This is a genomic window from Micromonospora sp. NPDC048843, from assembly GCF_040649965.1.
GTDB lineage: Bacteria > Actinomycetota > Actinomycetes > Mycobacteriales > Micromonosporaceae > Micromonospora > Micromonospora hortensis.
The window spans coordinates 1-17,720 of record NZ_JBEZGJ010000153.1; the positions used below are offsets into that span (position 1 = coordinate 1).

Sequence of the window (17,720 nt, forward strand, 5' to 3'; positions counted from 1 at the left end):
CTGCTGGCCCTCGTCGACCAGCACGCGGCGGCCGTCCGGGACAGCCTCGACGGCGACAACACGCCGCTGACCTCAGCGGCGCTCGCCGGCTACGCCGAGGGGGTCCGCGCCGCCGCGCTGGAGCACGGGTGGACGCCGCCCAGCGGGCCGGTGGACTGGAGCCAGCCGGAGTGGCTGCTCACCCGGCTGGTCGCGGTCTGTGCGCTGGCTCGCGCACTCGACCGGCACTGACGCGCGAGGGGAGGGCGCCCCGCGTCGTACGCGGAACACCCTCCCACCCGTCGTGCCGTTTCGCCCGCTACGAGCGGTACTGCTGGGCTTCGTCCACCCGAGGCATGGCCTGGGTGCGGTCACCCCCGCGGTCGGCCATCTGCCGCTCCACGTCGCTACGCCCGGCCGACGCGGCCTGACGTTGCTGCTGCACCGCCCGAGCCTCCTGGGCCGCCCGCTGCAACCAGCCGTCCCAGCGGTTCTGCATCGGCTTCACGAGACCACCGCCGACGCCGACGATCAGGATGCCGGCCACCGTGGCGAGCACCGCGATCAGCACTGGAGTGGTCACCGTGGTGGCGATACCCACCTGGTTCAGGGCGGCGATCACACCGAGCGCGATGATGAAGATCGCCGTCAGGTCGGCCAGGACCTTGCCGTACGAGAGCCCTCCCAGCGCCCCGGTGACCAGATCCCGGACAGCGTTGGCGATCGCGGCCGCCACCACCACGATGACGATCGCGATGAACGCGCGCGGCAGCCAGGCCACCACGCCGCTGATCAGGTCACTGATCGCGTTGGGTCCCCAGACTCCGAAGGCGAACTGCAGCGTGAACAGCAGTACGGCGTAGTACGCCAGTCTGGCCAGAATGTCGCTGGCGTCGTACTTCGTTCTCTCCAGGGCCCGTTTGATGCCACCGCGTTCGACCGCCTGGTCGAAGCGCACCCTTTCCAGCACCGTATCCACGATCTTGAGGACGGCTCTGGCGATGAGCCAGCCGACCACGAGGATGACGATGAAGGCCACTGCCTTCGGGATGAAGAGCAGCACCGACCTCCAGGTGTCGGCGATGGCATCGCCGATGTCGGCCTGCCGGACCGCGAGGGTTTTCAGCATGATGTCCCTCCTGTCGCATGGACTGCGCCGGGCGCATACCCGGCAACCGGTCCGGCACTCCGCGCAGCGCGCGGCGTTTTTCCCGACAGACCTCCGGACAGGGGCCCTGAACTGCCCGAATGGCCACCGCTTCGGACTCGGCGGCGGCCCGCCGCCATGGTCGGATGCCTTTTCCGGTCGGCCGACTAGGCTGCGAACATGCCAGGAACGGTCGGGCGGGTCCCCACGCCAGCAACTCCGGGCCCGGGCGCACCCACCGGGTCCGGCCCGGCCGTCGGCGTGCTCGCCCACGACTGGGCCAACACCCCGCTGGGCCCGACCGACGACTGGGACGTCGCCCTCCAGGCCGTGGTGGAGCTGGTCCTCGCCTCGCCGATGCCGATGGCCCTGGCGTACGGCGACGACCTCGTCCTGCTCTACAACGCCGGCTACGCCGAGCTGCTGGGCACCAAGCACCCGAGCGCCCTCGGCCGTCCGGCCGCCGAGGTGTTCGCGGAGATCTGGGCGCTGCCCGGCGTCGGTGCGGTGATCGAGCGCTGCTACCGGCAGGGCGAGCCCTTCCTGGAGAAGGAGTCCACCCTGCCGCTGGTTCGTGGGCACTCCGCGACGGTGGAGCAGGCGGTCTTCACCCGGGGGTACTCACCGGTGCGCGACAGCGCCGGGCAGATCGTCGGCGTGTTGACGGTCGCGGCCGAGACCACCCACGTCACCGAGCAGTTGCAGAGCCTCAGCGAGGTGGCCGCGGCGCTCGCCGGCACCCTCACCCTCGACGACGTGGCCCGGGTGGCGCTGCGGTACGCGATCACCACGTTCGACCCCGACCAGGCCTCGTTCGCTGTCGACGAGGGCGGCGGCGGCTGGCGCATGGTGCGTCGGGTCCGTGGCGAGTTGTTGGACGAGGCCGACGAGCGGCTTCCCCCGCTCTGGCGGCGCGCGCCTGCGGACTGGTCGGCCCCGGTGGTGCAGGCGGCCCACTCGGGCGCCCCGTCGTTCACCCGCGACGGGCAGCCGCTGCGGGAGACCGCCGTGGACCGCCACGACCAGAAGGTCCGCGCGATGGCGGCACTGCCGCTGGGCACCTCGGTGGTCCGCGGCGGGCTGGCGGTCGGCTACCAGGTTCCGCACAGCTGGTCCCCCGCCGAGCGGGCGCTGCTGGCCGCCTCGGCCGAGCTGATCGGCCAGGCCGCAGAGCGGGCCCGCCGGTTCGAGACGCAGCACGGCACCGCCCAACTGTTGCAGCGCAGCATGTTGCCGGAGCACCTGCCGGATCTGCCCCGGCTGCGGATCGCGGCCCGCTACGACCCGGGCGTGGACGGCAACGCGGCCGGCGGTGACTTCTACGACGCGTTCCTGCTGCCCAACGGTTCACTCGGCGTGGTGCTGGGCGACGTCGCCGGGCACGACGTGCAGGCCGCCGCGCGGATGGGGCAGGTCCGGGCCGCGTTGCGCGCTCTGGCCCTCGCCGACCCGACGCCCGACGCGGTCCTGGCCGGCCTGGACCGGCTGGTGACCAGCCTCGGCGCGGAGGCCGGCACCCACGAGCTGTTCGTCACTGTGGCGTTCGGGGTGATCGACGCGGAGCGGCGCGAGCTGATCCTGTCCAGCGCCGGTCACCCCGCGCCGTTGATTCGCCGCGGTGACCCGGATGGTCGGTTTCACGCCGAGTACGTCGACGTCCCGGCCGGGCCGCCGCTGGGGTTGGGCGGCCGGCCGGGCACCACTACTGTCGCGTTCCGCCCCGGCGACACCCTGCTGCTGTTCAGTGACGGGGTGGTGGAGCGTCGCCGGCAGAGCCTGAGCGCCGGGCTGGCCACCCTGAGCGACGCCATCGCCAAGGCCGGCAGCGGTGACCCCCGCGCGCTCTGTGCGGTGGCCACCGCGGCGGTCCCGGGCGGCACCGAGGACGACGTGGCAGTGCTGGCGGTCGAGCACGCGCTCAAACCGAGTCGTTCGGCGAGTATGGAGGTGCCCGCCGAGCCGACAGCGCCCAGCCGGGTCCGGCACTGGCTGACCGGCCAGCTCACCGAGTGGCAGGTGCCCGAGTCGGTGATCGGGGCGGCGGTGCTCTGCACCAGCGAGCTGACCACCAACGCGTTGCTGCACGCCGGCACGGCCGCCCGGGTGGAGATCGACCTCAGCGCCGAGCGCCTGCTCGTCTCGGTAGCGGATTCCGGCACCCGAGGCACCGTGACCCGGGCCCGTACCGACACGTTGAGCAGTCGCGGGCGCGGCCTCGGCCTGATCGAGGAGCTCAGCGACGCCTGGGGCACCGACCCGTCGGTCCGGGGCTCCACGGTCTGGTTCGAGATCCTCACGCCGCCGGCCGCGCATCCCTGAACCGCCCGAGGGTAGGAGGACGCCAATGGCCACCGACCGGCCCGCCGGGGTCCTCTTCGATGTGGACGGCACCCTGGTGGACACCACCTACCTGCACACGGTGAGCTGGTGGGAGGCGTTACGCCAGACCGATCAGCCGGTGCCGATGGCAGTGGTGCACCGTTCGATCGGGATGGGTTCGGACAAGCTCCTGGATCATCTCCTCGGCCCGGAGCGGGACCGCGACGCCGACTCGAAGCTGCGCGACGCGCACGACACCCTCTACGCCGAGTACTGGGAACGGCTCACGCCGCTACCCCGGGCGGCTGACCTGTTGCGGGCCTGCGCCGAGCGGGGGTTGCGGGTCGTGCTGGCCACCTCCGCCTCGGAACCCGAGGTGGGCGCGCTTCGTCGGGCGCTGGCCGCCGACGACGTGATCGACACTGTCACCTCCTCGGCGGACGCCCAGCAGAGCAAGCCGGCCCCGGACATCCTCATCGCCGCGTTGGAGCAGTCCGGGTTGGCCGCCGAGCGGGTGGTCTTCGTCGGTGACTCGGTGTGGGACGTCGCCGCGGCCGGGAAGCTGAACATTCCGTGTGTGGGCCTGACCTGCGGTGGCACCAGCCGCGGCGAGCTCGCCGGCGCGGGTGCCGTGGCGGTGTACGACGACCCGGCCGCGCTGTTGCACGAGTTGGCGGACTCGCCGCTCGCCCGGCCCCGGTGAGGATCACTCGGGTCCACCGGCACTGACGCGCATAGCCGGAGCCCTTGCGGGGCAAGGACTGTCACCACCTGCCCGCACCTCGCGGGTGCGGGCGGAAAGGTGGTGCCGTGGAGCCGGTAGATGTGGCGTTCGCGCTGGTGGGCCTGGGCGCTCTGCTCGCGGGCATCCTGCCGCGGGTGCTGGAGCAGCGCCCGCTGTCCATGCCGATCGCCTTTCTCGCCCTCGGCATGCTGGTGTTCCTGCTGCCGGTCGGACTGCCGTCACCGGACCCCCTGGCCCACCCGGAGCTGACCACCCACCTCACCGAGATCGGGGTGATCGTCGCGCTGATGGGCGCCGGGCTGAAGATCGACCGACCGTTGAGTTGGCGGCGGTGGTCGTCCACCTGGCGGCTGCTGGCGATCGCGATGCCCCTGTGCATCGCGGCGGTGGCGCTGCTCGGCTGGTGGTGGGCGGGGCTGGTGCCGGCCGCCGCGCTGCTGCTGGGCGCCGCGCTGGCACCCACCGACCCGGTGCTCGCCGCCGACGTGCAGGTCGGCGAGCCCACCGACGTGGAGGATTCCGAGGACGAGGTCCGCTTCGCGTTGACCTCCGAGGCCGGCCTCAACGACGGGCTGGCGTTTCCGTTCGTCTACGCGGCCATCGCCATCGCCTCGACCAGCCTCGCCCCGGGCGACTGGTTGGCCGAGTGGTTCACGGTGGACGTGCTCTGGAAGATCAGCATCGGCGTCGGCGGTGGCCTGCTCATCGGCTGGCTGCTCGGCAAGCTGTTCTTCCGCGCGCCCAGCGAGCTGCGGCTGGCCCGGCACGCCGAGGGCTTCCTGGCGCTGGCCGCGACGTTCCTGGCGTACGGGCTGGTGGAGGTGGTTGGCGGGTACGGCTTCCTGGCGGTGTTCGTGGCCGCCCGGGCCATTCGGGCCGCCGAGCGGACCCACGAGTTCCACTCGGTGTTGCACGACTTCGCCGAGCAGGTCGAACGGCTGCTCACCCTGGTGCTGTTGCTGCTGCTCGGCGGCGCGATAGTGGGTGGTCTGCTGGGCCCGCTGACCTGGCCGGCGGCCGCCGTCGGGCTGGCGCTGGTGTTCCTGGTGCGGCCGCTGATCGGCTGGTTGTCGTTGCGCGGCGCTCCCGGGCGCCCGGCCGAGCACTGGGTCATCTCGCTGTTCGGCATCCGCGGCGTCGGTTCGTTCTACTACCTCGCGTACGCCACCACCAAGGCCGACTTCCCACAGGCCGAGCTGCTCTGGGCGACCGTCGGGCTGGTGGTGCTCGTCTCCGTCGTGGTGCACGGCATCACGGCGACCCCGGTCATGCAACTGCTGGACCGGGAGGGAGAGCGGACCTCCGACCCGGCCGAGCGGGACGCCGACGCTCGCCCCGTAGCGGCAGCCGGGCACGCCTGACCGAGTGGCCCGGGCCGGGCGGGCCCAAGCGGTGGCTCAGCCCAGCCGGGCACGCCTGGGCGGGTGACTCAGGCCAGGCGGGCGGCCAACGCACGGCCCAGATCCCGGCCGGAGCGCCAGGCGCTCTGCACCCGGGGCTTGCCGAACGCGTCGCCGGCCAGGCCGATCCCGTCGGCGTCGAGGTGGTGGGTGGCGCCGCCGGCGTCGGTGGTCGGCTTCGCGTACGTCCAGCGGTGCACGTGCACGTCGACGGCCTGCTCGGGCAGCCCGAGCAGGTCCCGGACGGCCTGCTCGATCGCGAGGCCGGCCCCGGTGGGTTGGGCCAGGTGCCCGGCCGCGAACTCCGGCACGGTGTGCGCTACCAGCACCGGCGCGCCGTCACCGCGCCGGTCGCCGTCGTCGCAGACGAGGTTGAGGATCGGGTGCTCGTTGACGAACGCGCCGCGGAAGTCCGGCCAGCGCCGGGTCGGGAAGCGCAGCACCGCGGCCAGCGACGGCGACCAGCGTTGCTCCTGCACGACCCGGGTGGCGTCGGTCAGGGCCGGATCGAGCAGCAGGGCGGCTTGCGGACCCGGCATGGCCAGGGCGACCGCCGCAAACGACTGCCCGTCGACGACCGGGCCGGGTTCCACAGTGAGCACCAGCCGGTCGACGGTCACCGGTACCGTGCCGGTCAGGTGCTCGACCAACGAGCGCAGCCCACGGGGGGCGGCGAAGCGCATCGGCCCGGGCACCTCGTGGGTGCCACTCCTGTCGTACGACTGGAAGGTGTCGGTCCATTCGCGGACCAGTCCGGCGGCGCGCCACTGCTCGACCAGTGCGGCAAAGTCGGGGTCGGTGGCGGTGAAGTAGGCGGCGCCGATGTCCGCGGGCCGGCCCTGGAAGCGTTTGCTGGCCATCCGGCCACCGCAGACGTGCCCCCGCTCCCGAACCTGCACCGGCACCCCGGCCCGGGTCAACTCGACCGCACAGGCCATTCCGGCGATACCCGCCCCGACCACCACCACGCTCGACTGGTCCTCCGTCATCAGATGATCGTAGGTGGCGGCGTGCGGGCATGAACCACCGACGATCGGGGTACTGGCACACCTGTTCGAAAGAAAGGGTGATGATGATGACGGAGCGCCGCACCGAGCAGGCTGACGAGAACACAGCGATCAAGGACCCGGACGAGTGGGTCACCGGGGACGAGCCGCCGACCGCCGCCCAGGAGTCCTACCTGAGCACACTGGCCCGGGAGGCCCATGCCGACCTCCCGGACGACCTGACCAAGGCCGAGGCGTCCAAGCGCATCGACGAACTCCAGGCCAAAACGGGCCGAGGCCAGTAGAACCCGACCCCTTCGCCCGCGATCTTGCACTTTCTGTTGCGACAAACGGAACCACAAGGCGCAAATCACCGACAGTACGTGCAAGATCGCGGGCTGGGGGCGAGCGGGATTAGGTGCGGGGTAGGTGGTGCAGGTGGACCTTGGTGAGGGTGGCGGCGTGCACCTGGGCGGTGAGGTAGGTGGCGTGGGGTTGGGAGCGGCGGTCGGTGGGTGAGCCGGGGTTGAGCAGGCGCAGCCCACCGGGCGCCTCGGTGTCCCAGGGGATGTGCGAATGCCCGAACACCAGCAGGTCGGCGTCTGGAAAGCGGGCCGCGCACCGCTTCTCCCGGCCGGTCCGTTGACCGGTCTCGTGCACCACCGCCATCCGCAGGCCGTCGAGCTCGACCCGGGCCACCTCCGGCAGCCGGGAGCGCAGCGCCGGGCCGTCGTTGTTGCCGTACACCCCGATCAGCCGGCGTGAACGCGCGGTCATGGCGTCGAGCAGGGCCTCGTCCACCCAGTCGCCGGCGTGCACCACCACGTCGGCCGCCTCGATGGCAGCCCAGAGGGGCCCGGGTAGGTCCCGGGCCCGCTTCGGTACGTGTGTGTCCGCCGTGAGCACCAGCCGCATACCGGCATTGTGCCCCGAGTCCCGGCCGCCCACCCGGGGGACGTGGGTGGACGGCCGGGCTCCGCCTCCGCCGCCCGGCCCCGTGCGTCACCGACGCTCGGGTACGGGTGCCGAGCCGGTCAGGGGGCGGTCACGGCAGGGTCCAGCGTTGCGCCCCGGTGCCGTTGCAGGTCCAGATCCGCAGTTGCCGACCGTCGGTGAGGTCCGAGTTGGGGATGTCCAGGCAGCGCCCGGACTGGGGGTTGCGCAGGCTGCCGTCCGACTGGGCGGCCCACTGCTGGGCCCCACTGCCGTTGCAGTCGTAGAGCTGCACGAGGGTGCCGTCGGTGAGGCCGCTCGCCTTCACGTCCAGGCACTTGGCGAGCCCCCGCACCGTACCGTCGCCGGGCAGGGTCCAACGCTGGGCGGCGGTGCCGTTGCAGGTCCAGGTCTGCACCTTGGTGCCGTTCGCGGTCTGGCTGGAGGCGATGTCCGCGCACTTGCCGAGGGCCTTGACCTCACCGGTGCGCGCCCCGCCGGTGCCGACGCCCGGGCCGGTGAAGGTGTAGCTGTCCACGTCCAGCAACGCCCCGCTGCCGCCGGTGACGACCAGGTACAGGTCATGGGTGCCGTCGTCGGGCTTGGTCACCGTGGCGCTCAGCTCGGTGTAGTTGTCCCAGCCGCCGGTGTTCGGCACCGCGATCCGGGCGACCTCGGTGCCGGTCGGTGAGTCGTACCGGAAGGAGAGGGTGCCGCCGGGGCCACCGGAGGAGACCCGGGCCCGGACGCCGGTGATCCCCTTGAGGCTCACCGCGTGGTGCCGGACGCTCTCGCCGTTTTGGACGTCACCAAGCCGCTTGCCGCCCTCGGCCGCCGCCTGGTCGATCACCTTGGGGCCGTTGAGCTGGACGAAGTGCTCGGCCTGCCACTGTTTCGGGTAGAGAAGGATCTCCTGCTCACCGGTGAGCGCGGCCGAGCCGGTCGCGCCGCGATCGGTGTAGCTGCCCCGCAGGACGAAGAACAGCACCGAGTCGGGGCCGGCGTGCACCGGGCCGGTGTTGAAGGTCGCGCCGCAGCCGGTCCCCTCCCCCTCCTCGTGGGCATGCTCCTGGTGGCCCAGCGCGGCCCGGACGACGACCGCCGAGCAGGCCGGCGTGCCGTCCTGCGGGTCACTGGCCGTGGCGCCCACCGCCAGGTCCTGCCCCCAGTCGAAGAGCCCGCCGGCGGGCAGGCCGGTCAACGTGACGGTCGGCCGGTTGTTGCCGACCACCACCGACACCACTGTGGTGGCGCTGCGGCCGGTGCCGTCGTTGACTGTGAGCCGGGCGCTGTAGCTGCCGTTGGCGGAGTACGTGAAGGTCGGGTTCGCGGCGGTCGAGTCGGTGCTGCCGTTGTTTGTGAAGTCCCACGCGTACGTCAGCGGGTCGCCGTCCGGGTCCGAGCTGCCGGCGCTGGAGAAGGTGACCGAGAGGGGGGCCAGGCCGTTGTCCCGGTTGACTGTGGCCTTGGCCTCCGGCGACCGACCACCCTGGACATAGTTGATTTTGTAGAGACCGGCGTCGACAGCGCCGGAGAAGTAGCCGCTGCCGTACTCCAGCAGGTAGAGCGAGCCGTCCGGGCCGAACTGCCAGTCGATGGGGTGGACGAGTTTCATGCCGGCGAGCACCGGCTCGATGACTGTCGGCGCCCCGGTGGACGGGTTGCCGTTGTCGAACTGGACCTCCTTGATCCAGTTGCGGCAGTACTCGGAGATCAGCCACTTGTTGTCGTAGTAGGCCGGCCACTTCACGTCCGAGACGAGGTTCGGGTCGTAGTGGTAGACCTCGACGTGGTTGGGCGACCCGCACCCACCCGGGTTGTCCAGCGCCGGCCAGTCCTCACTGCCGCCGTGCTGCTCCCAGACCAGTGCCGGTTTCGTCGGCGGAAGCTGCTGGACGCCGGTGTTGCGGGGTGAGTTGTTGACCGGGCCGGTCGAGCCGCCGCAGGGGAACCAGCCACGCGGGGTGGCGGTGGCGAAGTCCCAGTCGTTGTAGGCGACGTTGGGGCCGCCACAGTACGGCCAGCCGTAGTTGCCGGGCCCGTTGGCCCTGTTGAACTCGTCGTAGGCCGCCGGGCCACGGTTGGCGAGGTCGGTGCCGGCATCCGGGCCGACCTCACCCCAGTAGAGGGTGTTGTTGGCCTTGCGGTCCACCCAGATCCGGTACGGGTTGCGCACGCCCATCACGTAGATCTCCGGGCGTGTTCGCGCCGTGCCGGCGGCGAAGAGGTTGCCGGCGGGGACGGTGTAGCTGCCGTCGTTCTCCGGGTGGATCCGGTTGATCTTGCCGCGCAGGTCGTTGGTGTTGCCGGATGTGCGCTGGGCGTCGTACTGCGCGTTGCGGCTCGTCCGCTCGTCGATCGGGGCCATCCCGGCGGAGTCACCGCCGGAGTTGGTGTTGTCGCCGACGGCGAAGTACAGGTTGCCGGCGGTGTCCCAGCTCATCGAGCCGGCCGAGTGGCAGCAGAGATCGCGTTCGGTGGGCCACTCGATCAGCACGTCCTCGCTGCCCGCGTCGAGCAGCAACGTGGACGGGTTGAAGGTGAACCGACTGATCCGGTTGACCAGTGGGGTGACCTTCGGCGAGTAGAAGAGGTAGACCCAGCGGTTACTCGCGAAGCTCGGGTGCAGCGTGATGCCGATCAGGCCGTCCTCGAAGCGGGCGTCCAGCGGCAGGGTCAGGGCCACGGTGGTGGAGCTGGTCGCCGGGTTGTAGAGGCGGACCTGGCCACCGGCGGCACTGGTGCCCCGGTTGATGTAGAAGACCTTGCCGTCGGGTGCGACGGCCAGTTCGATCGGTTCGCCCATGGAGAGGCCGCCGTCGAGGGCGACCTTCTCGAAACCGATGGTGGCGGGCGGCGCGAGGGCGGCGGCCTGGACCGGGGACGCGGCGGCCGGTGGAACGCTCGCCTGCGGAACGAGGCAAAGGGTGACCAGGACGGTGAGCACTGTGGTGGCGCTGACGAGACGTCGGCGCGGTGTGCGGGACACGAGACCTCCAGCTGTCCGGGGGATCTCGGTGCCGCTCCCGCCGACTGGAGGAGCACCGCAGGGTGTCCCGGACATTAACGCCTTTCACTGGAAAGCGATAGAACTTCGCGTCACCAGATAGAAAGTTGTCACGATCTCCGCGAAAGTCCGGCTCACTGGCGCACCGGAGACAGGTACGCCGGCGGCATTCCAGACTGCCGCAGCGTCGGGTCCCGCTCGACGTCGGTCAGCACACCGGCGGCGTTGATCAGGCCGATGTGGGAGAACGCCTGGGGGAAGTTGCCCAGCTGCTCCCCGGTCAGCGGGTCGATCTGCTCGGCGAACAGGCCGAGGTCGTTGACCCGCTCCGCCAGCCCCCGGAACAACTCGTGCGCCCGGTCCCGCTCACCGGCCAGCGCCAGGCAACACACCAACCAGAACGAGCAGATGAGAAACCCCGCTGGGTCGCCGTCCCAGCGCCGCAGCAGGCCGTCGTGGGAGAGCCGCTGCTCCACCGCGCGGATCGTCGCGCGCATCCGCGGATCGTCGGCCCGCAGGAAGCCGACCAGCGGCATCACCAACACCGAGGCGTCCAGATCGTCGGACTCGAAACTCCCGGTGTACGACTGGAGCCGCTCATTCCAGCCCCGCTCGAGCACCTCCGCGCGCACCGCGTCGCGGGCGGCCGCCCAGCGGGCCACGTCCTGCGGCTCGCCGAGCTTGTCACCGAAGCGGACCGCCCGATCGAGGGCGACCCAGCACTGCACCTTCGAGGACACGTGGTGGTGCTGGGCGCCGCGCTCCTCCCACATGCCCGCGTCGGGCAACGGCCAGTCCCGCTCGGCCTGGTCGGCGAGCACCCGGAGCACGTGCTGCACCTCCGGGCCCAGCGGCTCCAGCTTGTCGCGCATCAACCAGGCGGCATCCATCGCCTCGCCGAAGATGTCGGTCTGCCGCTGCTGCCACGCGTCGTTGCCGATCACCACGGGTGGGCTGTCGCGGTAGCCGCCGAGCTGTTCCAGGCGGTGCTCGGTGAGGTCCCGCTCCCCCAGCACCCCGTACATGATGGGCACCGGCTTGTCGTCGATGCGGCCCATCGCCCGACCCAACCAGGCGAACTGCCGCTGCACCTCGTCCAGGCACGCCGTCCGCCAGAGCGCCCGCAGGGTCAGGCTGAAGTCGCGCACCCAGACATAGCGGTAGTCGTAGTTGCGGTCCCCGCCGAGTTTCTCCGGCAGCGAGGTGGTCACCGAGGCCACCACCGCTCCACTGGGCCGGTACGTCATGCCCTGCACCACCAGCCGGCTGCGCCGCACCTGCTCGGGGTAGAGCCCGTCGTAGGGGTGATCGGCCGACCAGGAGCGCCAGCCGGCGACGGTGTCGGCGATGGTCTGGTCGGCGTCCGGCACCTCGGGCAGCGGGGCGTCGTAGGTCGGGGCGTACCCGAGTGTGAAGTTGTGGTTCGTGCCGGCGCGGGCGGTGAACGTCCCGGTGGCCTCGCCGTCCCCGGCGATCAACCGCTCGCTGCAGCGCAGGGTGAGTCGGGCTGCCCCGGCGATGGCCTCCAGCATGTCCTCCCGCTCGATCAGGTACGCGATGGTCCGGCCGTACTCGAAACGCGGCCGGTAGTGCACCCGCATCGGCACCGAACCGGACAACCCCTCCACCGAACGGACCAGCACCTGCGGCGAGTGCAGGCCGATGTCGTGACTGCGTGAGCCGGGCTCGAAGGCGAGCGCGTCGGTCAGCGCGACCTCTCCCCGCGCGGTGCGGAAGACCGTCCGCAGCACCAGCGTGTCCTCGAGGTAGGAGCGTTCGACCTGGTAGTCGCCCTCGGGCTGGATCGACCAGTGCCCGGCGTTGTCGTCGAGCAGCCGCCCGAACACCGACGGGGCGTCGTACCGGCCAGGGCACCACCAGTTCACCGAGCCCGAGGCGTCCACCAGCGCCGCGCTGCGGCCGTCGGCGAGGAAACCGTAGTCGCTGATCTGTCCGCTCTCCACCTGACTGCCTACCCGGGCAGTCCGTGCCCATTCCCCTCCTGCCCGATGGTGGAGACCGCGTTACCGGTCGGCCTGGACGGGAACCCGGCGAGCTGACGAGGGAGGATGCTCATGACGTCAGCTTCGGGGCCGACCGCCGCCTGGCGGTCCGGCACACAGGGTGGCGACCTGCTTCCATCCGGGCCGGCCGGCCGCCTGTCGACACCGGCCGGGGACGGCCACGGGCCGGAGGCCGGCCCGCCGACCGTGACGATCGGCTCGTACCCGGACTATCCGACCGCGCAGCGGGTCGTCGACTACCTGGCCGACAACCGCTTTCCGGTGGAGCACAGCGCCATCGTCGGCACCAACCTCACGTTGGTGGAGACGGTGCTGGGGCGAATGACCACCGGCCGAGCCGGTCTGCTCGGCGCCGGCACCGGGGCCTGGTTCGGCCTCTTCATCGGCCTGTTGTTCGGCATCTTCACCGTCGGCAACTGGCTGGCGGTGATCCTGGTCGGGCTGGTCATCGGTGCGATCTGGGGTGCCGTGTTCGGCGCTGTCGCGCACGCCATGACGGGCGGCCAGCGCGACTTCACCTCGGCCAGCTCACTGCGCGCCGGGCAGTACGCGGTGACTGTCGACGCGCAGCTCGCCGACCAGGCGCGACAGCTACTCGGTCGGATGCAGATGTCCAGCTCGGCGGCGAACGCCCGCTGAGCGACGATCGACCGGCCGTCCCGGCTGCACGCCGGGGCGGCCGATTCGTTCGTTCAGTCGGGCTGAGCCTCGAACAGTTCGCCGTACCGCGTGGCGCCGCGCACCGAGTCCACGGCGAATGTGACGTGCCCGACCGGCACACGCCCGCCGACGGCCTCGGCCACCCGTGCCGCCGCCGCCAGCGCGAAACCGCCGCACAGCTCGATCAGCGCGACCCCCTCGGCCAGCAGGTCCACGGCCACGGCGGGGGCCAGCACCGGGTCCGGCACGGGCACGAGGTAGGTGCGTTGGCCGTCGCGGTCCAGCACGACCCGGTCGGCAACGGGGTCGCTGCCCGGGTGCTCATAGATGTACGCCCAGCTGACCGTCATCAGACCACTCCCCCGCACGGATCGATGACGTCGACAGTAGGCGTTGAACGCGACTTGAGGTCAACCCGCGCGACGCCACGGGGATCGAGCCGATCAGTAGGTCGGGTACGTCAGCTCGCCGGCGCGGATGTCGACCTCGACCCGGTTTTCCGGTGGTGCCAGCGGGCAGGCCCAGCGGTCGTCGTACGCGCAGCTCGGGTTGTAGAGGTAGTTGGCGTCCAGCCGGACCCGGTCGCCGGGCAGTAGCTCGACGCCCCGGCCGAAGGTGCCCTTCACCGTGTCGGTGAGGTACCGGCCTCCGCCGTAGCTCTCCCGCCCGCAGGTGCCGTCGCGCAGCGGAACGAACAGCCCACCCCCGTACGCCTCGATCCACCACATGGTCAGCGGCCCCCACTGCGTCTCGGCAACCGCCACCCGCCGGTACGCGATCACCCCGTCCGGGCCGCCGGTGTCGATGCGCAGCTCGCCGCTGGCCGGTCGCAGGGACGCCTCGACCACGGCCTCGGGATTGGGCGGGAAGTAGCGCACCCCGGTGAAGTCCTGTCGCTCCGCCACGGGGATCGGGCTCTGCGGGTGGGTGGCGAAGAGTTCGTCGCGGCCGGCGCGGAAGCCTTCCAGGTCGACGTCGGACAGGTACAGCCGGGCCACGCGCTCCCGCCAGTCGGCCAACTCCAGATCATCCACGCCACCGAGCCTATGCCTCGGCTCTCCGGTGGCTCAGCGCGACGGCCAGTTGGTGAGGACGGCGTCGAGGGCGTCCAGGGTGCGCGACCAGGAGTCGTCGGTGGGGCGCGGGGTGTGCCGGAAGCTGCCGGTCTTCTCCAGGCTCACGAACCCGTGGAACGTGCTGTGCATCATCCGCACCGCGTCGGTCTGGTCGGGTTCGGAGAGCCGATAGCCGCGCAGGATCGCCCGGGTCATCTCGGCGTGCCGGACGCCCGCGCTCGCGGCGGCGGTCTCCGGGTCCAGGTCGATCTGCATTGCCGCGTAGCGACCCGGGTGCTCTTGCGCGTAGTCGCGGTACGCGTTGGCGAACGCCACCAGCGCATCCTTGCCGGCCCGGCCGGCGAGCGCGGCGGCGACCCTGTCGGCCAGCTCCGCCAGTGCCAGCAGGGCGATCCTGACCCGCAGTTCCTGCGCGTTCTTGAGGTGGAAGTACAGGCTGGCGTCCTTGACCCCGAACTGGCGTGCGAGCGCGGCGACAGTGACGTTCTCCACGCCCACCTCGTCGGCCAGCTCGGCCGCCGCCAGTGTCAGGCGCTCGACTGTCACCCCGGCACGTGCCATGCAGCACACTCCAAACCTAGCCGTAATAATCGCTTGCCTAGGAGGGCTAGGCTACTACCTATGTTGGCCCTTACCGAATCCGTCATCCGCGCGTCCTTCGTCAATTGCAGCAAGGGCGAGGCGAAGCGGCTGGCCGTACCGAACGATCTTGAAATGCGTCAGTGGGACGACCTCGACTTCCTCGGCTGGCGGGATCCCTCCGCGCCGCAGCGGGCCTACCTGGTCGCCGAGACCGACGGCAAGCTGGCCGGGGTGGTGCTGCGGGCCGCGACGCACCAGATGGGGCGCGTGCGACACAGCATGTGCTCGTTCTGCCTGACCACCCACCTCGGCGGTGGCGTCTCGTTGATGACCGCCCCCAAGGCCGGTCCGAGCGGACGGCAGGGCGACTCCGTGGGGACGTACCTGTGCTCCGACCTGGCCTGCTCGCTGTATCTGCGGGGAAAGAAGCACGCCGGGCCCCCCGCGCCCGAGCCGCTGCCCCTGCCGGAGCGGATCGACCGCGTCAGGACCGCCCTGGCGACCTTCCTCCACAAGGTCACCGAGTGACGGTTCGACACGACCTGCGCGGCCGGAGTCGAAGCGGGTTCTGGCCCCGGTCCGCCTCCGGCTAGCGGTCGGTGGCCAGGCGGGCGTGCAGGTGCTCGTCGTAGCGGCGGCCGTCGCCGTACCGGTACGACTCGCGCAGGGTCCCCTCGGCCGGGTAGCCGGCGCGGTCGGCGACCCGGCAGGACGCCGGGTTGGCCACCGCGTGACACAGCTCCACCCGGTGCAGCCCGAGATCCGCGAAAGCCCAGTCGGTGAGCCGGACGACGGCACGCACCGCCACCTGACGCCCCCGCGCGGCGGGCACCGTCCAATAGCCGATGGACGCGTCGCCGTCGTGGATGCGGTGCAGCGACACCGAGCCGAGCAGTTTGCCGTCGGCCGCCGCGGTGACCGCCATCGAGGCGTGGCCACCGGTGGACCAGTCGGCCCGGCGACGTACCCAGAGCAGCGCGACATCGTCGTCGATCGGGTCGCCACCCTGCGGGTTCCACTGGGCGATCGCCGGGTCCCGGAGGGCGTCGCGCACCGCCGGGGCGTCCTCGTCCCGCCAGGGGCGCAGCAACAAGTCGGCGGCGGAGAGTTCCACGTGTTCCACGAGGCCGGAGTCTGGCACAACTAAGACCTGCGCGCCGCCCGATTAACGCGGCTTTCCTTCAAAGCTGCACTATCCGGCCGCACGGGACACGAGGAAGTGACCCAGGCGACGCCCAACGACGTTACTTAAATTTTGAAAGAGTGCTATCGTCCATGACATGACCGAGAGCCTGGACAGCACCCGAGAGGCCGCCTGGCGCGCCTACATCGAGGCCAGCCAGCGTCTCTACACCCAGTTGGAAGAGGATCTGCGGGTCGACAGCGACCTCAGCTTCCCCGACTACCACGTGCTGGTCCTGCTCTCCGAGGCACCCGGGCAGCGGCTCCGGATGGGCGAGCTGGCCAGCCGGTTGATCTTCTCGCCCAGTCGCCTCACCTACCAGGTCTCCTCCATGCAGCGTCGTGGCCTGGTCAGCAAGGAGCCCTGCCCGGACGACCGGCGCGGCAGCGAGGCGGTGCTCACCGCCGCCGGGCTGCTCGCCCTGCGGGAAGCCGCACCCCACCATCTGGCGTCGGTGCGTACCCATCTCATGGACGACCTCGACGACGCCGAGGTCGCCTGCCTCACCCGGGTCTTCGACCGGCTCGGCGAGCGCCTGCGGGCATCGCGGGTCAGCTCGACCACCCCCGCTTCACGCTAGGAGCCTCGACATGCCCGCGATCACCGTCGACAACGTCCTCGTCCTGCCCCGCCTGCCCCGGCTCGACGAGGCCACCACGATCCGTCCGGTCCGCACCGTGACCACGGCGCCCAGCGGCTTCGAGGGCGAGGGCTTCCCGGTCCGTCGCGCCTTCGCCGGGGTGGCGACCACCGACCTGGACCCGTTCATCCACCTCGACCAGATGGGCGAGGTCGACTACGCGCCGGGCGAGCCCAAGGGCACCCCGTGGCACCCGCACCGCGGCTTCGAAACCGTCACGTACATCATCGACGGCGTCTTCGACCACCAGGACTCCAACGGCGGTGGCGGCACCATCACCGACGGCGACACCCAGTGGATGACGGCGGGCAGCGGCCTGCTGCACATCGAGGCGCCGCCGGAGCACCTGGTGATGAGCGGCGGGCTCTTCCACGGCACCCAACTGTGGGTCAACCTGCCCCGCTCGGCCAAGATGAACCCGCCCCGCTACCAGGACATCCGAGGTCGGGAGTCGGCGCTGCTCACCACGCCCGACGGCGGCGCGCTGATCCGGGTCATCGCCGGCGAGGTCGCCGGGCACCGCGGCCCGGGTTCGACCTTCACCCCGATCACCATCACGCATGTCACGGTGCAGCCGGGCGCGCAGGTCGACCTTCCCTGGCGGCCCGACTTCAACGCCCTGGTGTACGTGCTGGGCGGTCGCGGCACTGTCGGCACCGACCGGCGGCCGGTGCGTACCGGCCAGCTCGCCGTGCACGGCCCCGGTGACGCGCTGCGGTTCAGCGCCGACACCGCGCAGGACAGCAACACCCCGGCACTGGACCTCTACATCATGGGTGGTCAGCCGATCCGGGAGCCGGTGGCACAGTACGGCCCGTTCGTGATGAACACCCGGGACGAACTGCTCAAGGCGTTCGAGGACTTCCAGGCCGGCCGCCTCGGCGTGATCCCCACCGAGCGGCTCCCGCACACCGGCGGCCAGGGCACCCGGCCCTGACCACCGCCGACCGCTGAGTTCGGCGCCGACGCCTCCGGTTCAGCCCGGCGAGGGCCACGCAGAACGGCATCGACGAGGTGTACGACGAGCCGGGGTTGCAGT

The 17,720-nt window shown here is 71.3% G+C and carries 18 protein-coding genes; 9 read left to right on the top strand and 9 right to left on the bottom strand.

The window, feature by feature from the left end; genetic code table 11:
• Nucleotides 1–231: DUF6401 family natural product biosynthesis protein (locus tag AB0C20_RS27925; RefSeq protein ID WP_357569075.1), on the top strand; the 231-nt coding region annotated here is incomplete at its 5' end.
• Between the two features lie 67 nt (nucleotides 232–298).
• Here AB0C20_RS27925 and AB0C20_RS27930 read toward each other — a convergent pair.
• Complete coding sequence (locus AB0C20_RS27930; protein ID WP_238682919.1) at nucleotides 299–1,108, bottom strand: hypothetical protein; 810 nt, start codon at nucleotides 1,106–1,108, stop codon at nucleotides 299–301.
• Nucleotides 1,109–1,306: 198 nt separating this feature from the next.
• Between AB0C20_RS27930 and AB0C20_RS27935 the strand changes: the two genes are divergently transcribed.
• The 3 genes from AB0C20_RS27935 to AB0C20_RS27945 all read left to right on the top strand — a co-directional run bounded on the left by AB0C20_RS27935 (nucleotide 1,307) and on the right by AB0C20_RS27945 (nucleotide 5,551).
• Complete coding sequence (locus AB0C20_RS27935; RefSeq protein ID WP_357187329.1) at nucleotides 1,307–3,445, top strand: SpoIIE family protein phosphatase; 2,139 nt, start codon at nucleotides 1,307–1,309, stop codon at nucleotides 3,443–3,445.
• A gap of 25 nt (nucleotides 3,446–3,470) precedes the next feature.
• A complete protein-coding gene (locus AB0C20_RS27940; RefSeq protein WP_357569076.1) occupies nucleotides 3,471–4,148 on the top strand; it encodes an HAD family hydrolase in 678 nt (225 codons plus the stop codon).
• 107 nt (nucleotides 4,149–4,255) lie between these two features.
• Complete coding sequence (locus tag AB0C20_RS27945) at nucleotides 4,256–5,551, top strand: cation:proton antiporter (RefSeq protein ID WP_357187335.1); 1,296 nt, start codon at nucleotides 4,256–4,258, stop codon at nucleotides 5,549–5,551.
• Between the two features lie 68 nt (nucleotides 5,552–5,619).
• Here AB0C20_RS27945 and AB0C20_RS27950 read toward each other — a convergent pair whose 3' ends face one another.
• A complete protein-coding gene (locus tag AB0C20_RS27950; protein WP_357187483.1) occupies nucleotides 5,620–6,558 on the bottom strand; it encodes an FAD-dependent oxidoreductase in 939 nt (312 codons plus the stop codon).
• Between the two features lie 104 nt (nucleotides 6,559–6,662).
• On the opposite strand from AB0C20_RS27950, the gene AB0C20_RS27955 reads away from it, so the two are divergent.
• Nucleotides 6,663–6,881 (top strand): DUF3072 domain-containing protein, encoded by a 219-nt coding sequence (locus AB0C20_RS27955; RefSeq protein WP_357569077.1) that lies wholly within the window; start codon nucleotides 6,663–6,665, stop codon nucleotides 6,879–6,881.
• A 109-nt stretch (nucleotides 6,882–6,990) separates the two neighbouring features.
• Here the strand turns inward: AB0C20_RS27955 and AB0C20_RS27960 are convergent, their stop codons facing one another.
• The 3 genes from AB0C20_RS27960 to AB0C20_RS27970 form a co-directional block, all read right to left on the bottom strand.
• A complete protein-coding gene (locus tag AB0C20_RS27960) occupies nucleotides 6,991–7,491 on the bottom strand; it encodes a YfcE family phosphodiesterase (RefSeq protein ID WP_357187338.1) in 501 nt (166 codons plus the stop codon).
• Between the two features lie 130 nt (nucleotides 7,492–7,621).
• Nucleotides 7,622–10,498, bottom strand: coding sequence for a ricin-type beta-trefoil lectin domain protein (locus tag AB0C20_RS27965; RefSeq protein ID WP_357187341.1), 2,877 nt, complete (start codon nucleotides 10,496–10,498; stop codon nucleotides 7,622–7,624).
• Nucleotides 10,499–10,650: 152 nt separating this feature from the next.
• Entirely contained in the window at nucleotides 10,651–12,480 is a 1,830-nt protein-coding gene (locus tag AB0C20_RS27970) for a glycoside hydrolase family 15 protein (RefSeq protein WP_357187344.1), read from the bottom strand.
• Between the two features lie 111 nt (nucleotides 12,481–12,591).
• On the opposite strand from AB0C20_RS27970, the gene AB0C20_RS27975 reads away from it, so the two are divergent.
• Nucleotides 12,592–13,179 (top strand): general stress protein, encoded by a 588-nt coding sequence (locus AB0C20_RS27975; RefSeq protein WP_357187347.1) that lies wholly within the window; start codon nucleotides 12,592–12,594, stop codon nucleotides 13,177–13,179.
• Nucleotides 13,180–13,232: 53 nt separating this feature from the next.
• Here the strand turns inward: AB0C20_RS27975 and AB0C20_RS27980 are convergent, their stop codons facing one another.
• The 3 genes from AB0C20_RS27980 to AB0C20_RS27990 all read right to left on the bottom strand — a co-directional run bounded on the left by AB0C20_RS27980 (nucleotide 13,233) and on the right by AB0C20_RS27990 (nucleotide 14,837).
• A complete protein-coding gene (locus AB0C20_RS27980; protein WP_357187350.1) occupies nucleotides 13,233–13,550 on the bottom strand; it encodes a DUF6506 family protein in 318 nt (105 codons plus the stop codon).
• A 93-nt stretch (nucleotides 13,551–13,643) separates the two neighbouring features.
• Nucleotides 13,644–14,234 (bottom strand): DUF1684 domain-containing protein, encoded by a 591-nt coding sequence (locus tag AB0C20_RS27985; protein WP_357187352.1) that lies wholly within the window; start codon nucleotides 14,232–14,234, stop codon nucleotides 13,644–13,646.
• A 33-nt stretch (nucleotides 14,235–14,267) separates the two neighbouring features.
• Nucleotides 14,268–14,837: a WHG domain-containing protein gene (locus AB0C20_RS27990; RefSeq protein WP_357187354.1), complete on the bottom strand. Its 570-nt coding sequence runs from the start codon at nucleotides 14,835–14,837 to the stop codon at nucleotides 14,268–14,270.
• Nucleotides 14,838–14,897: 60 nt separating this feature from the next.
• Here AB0C20_RS27990 and AB0C20_RS27995 point away from each other — a divergent pair, with 60 nt between their 5' ends.
• Nucleotides 14,898–15,386, top strand: coding sequence for an FBP domain-containing protein (locus tag AB0C20_RS27995; RefSeq protein ID WP_357187357.1), 489 nt, complete (start codon nucleotides 14,898–14,900; stop codon nucleotides 15,384–15,386).
• A 61-nt stretch (nucleotides 15,387–15,447) separates the two neighbouring features.
• Here the strand turns inward: AB0C20_RS27995 and AB0C20_RS28000 are convergent, their stop codons facing one another.
• On the bottom strand, nucleotides 15,448–15,981 hold the full coding sequence (locus AB0C20_RS28000; RefSeq protein ID WP_357187360.1) for a GNAT family protein: 534 nt from the start codon (nucleotides 15,979–15,981) through the stop codon (nucleotides 15,448–15,450).
• A gap of 157 nt (nucleotides 15,982–16,138) precedes the next feature.
• On the opposite strand from AB0C20_RS28000, the gene AB0C20_RS28005 reads away from it, so the two are divergent.
• Nucleotides 16,139–16,621, top strand: a complete 483-nt coding sequence (locus AB0C20_RS28005) for a MarR family transcriptional regulator (protein ID WP_091401623.1) — start codon at nucleotides 16,139–16,141, stop codon at nucleotides 16,619–16,621.
• Nucleotides 16,622–16,631: 10 nt separating this feature from the next.
• Nucleotides 16,632–17,618 carry a pirin family protein gene (locus tag AB0C20_RS28010; protein WP_357187366.1) on the top strand — a complete coding sequence of 329 codons (987 nt, stop codon included), beginning with the start codon at nucleotides 16,632–16,634 and terminating at the stop codon, nucleotides 17,616–17,618.
• The last annotated feature ends 102 nt before the right edge of the window (nucleotides 17,619–17,720 follow it).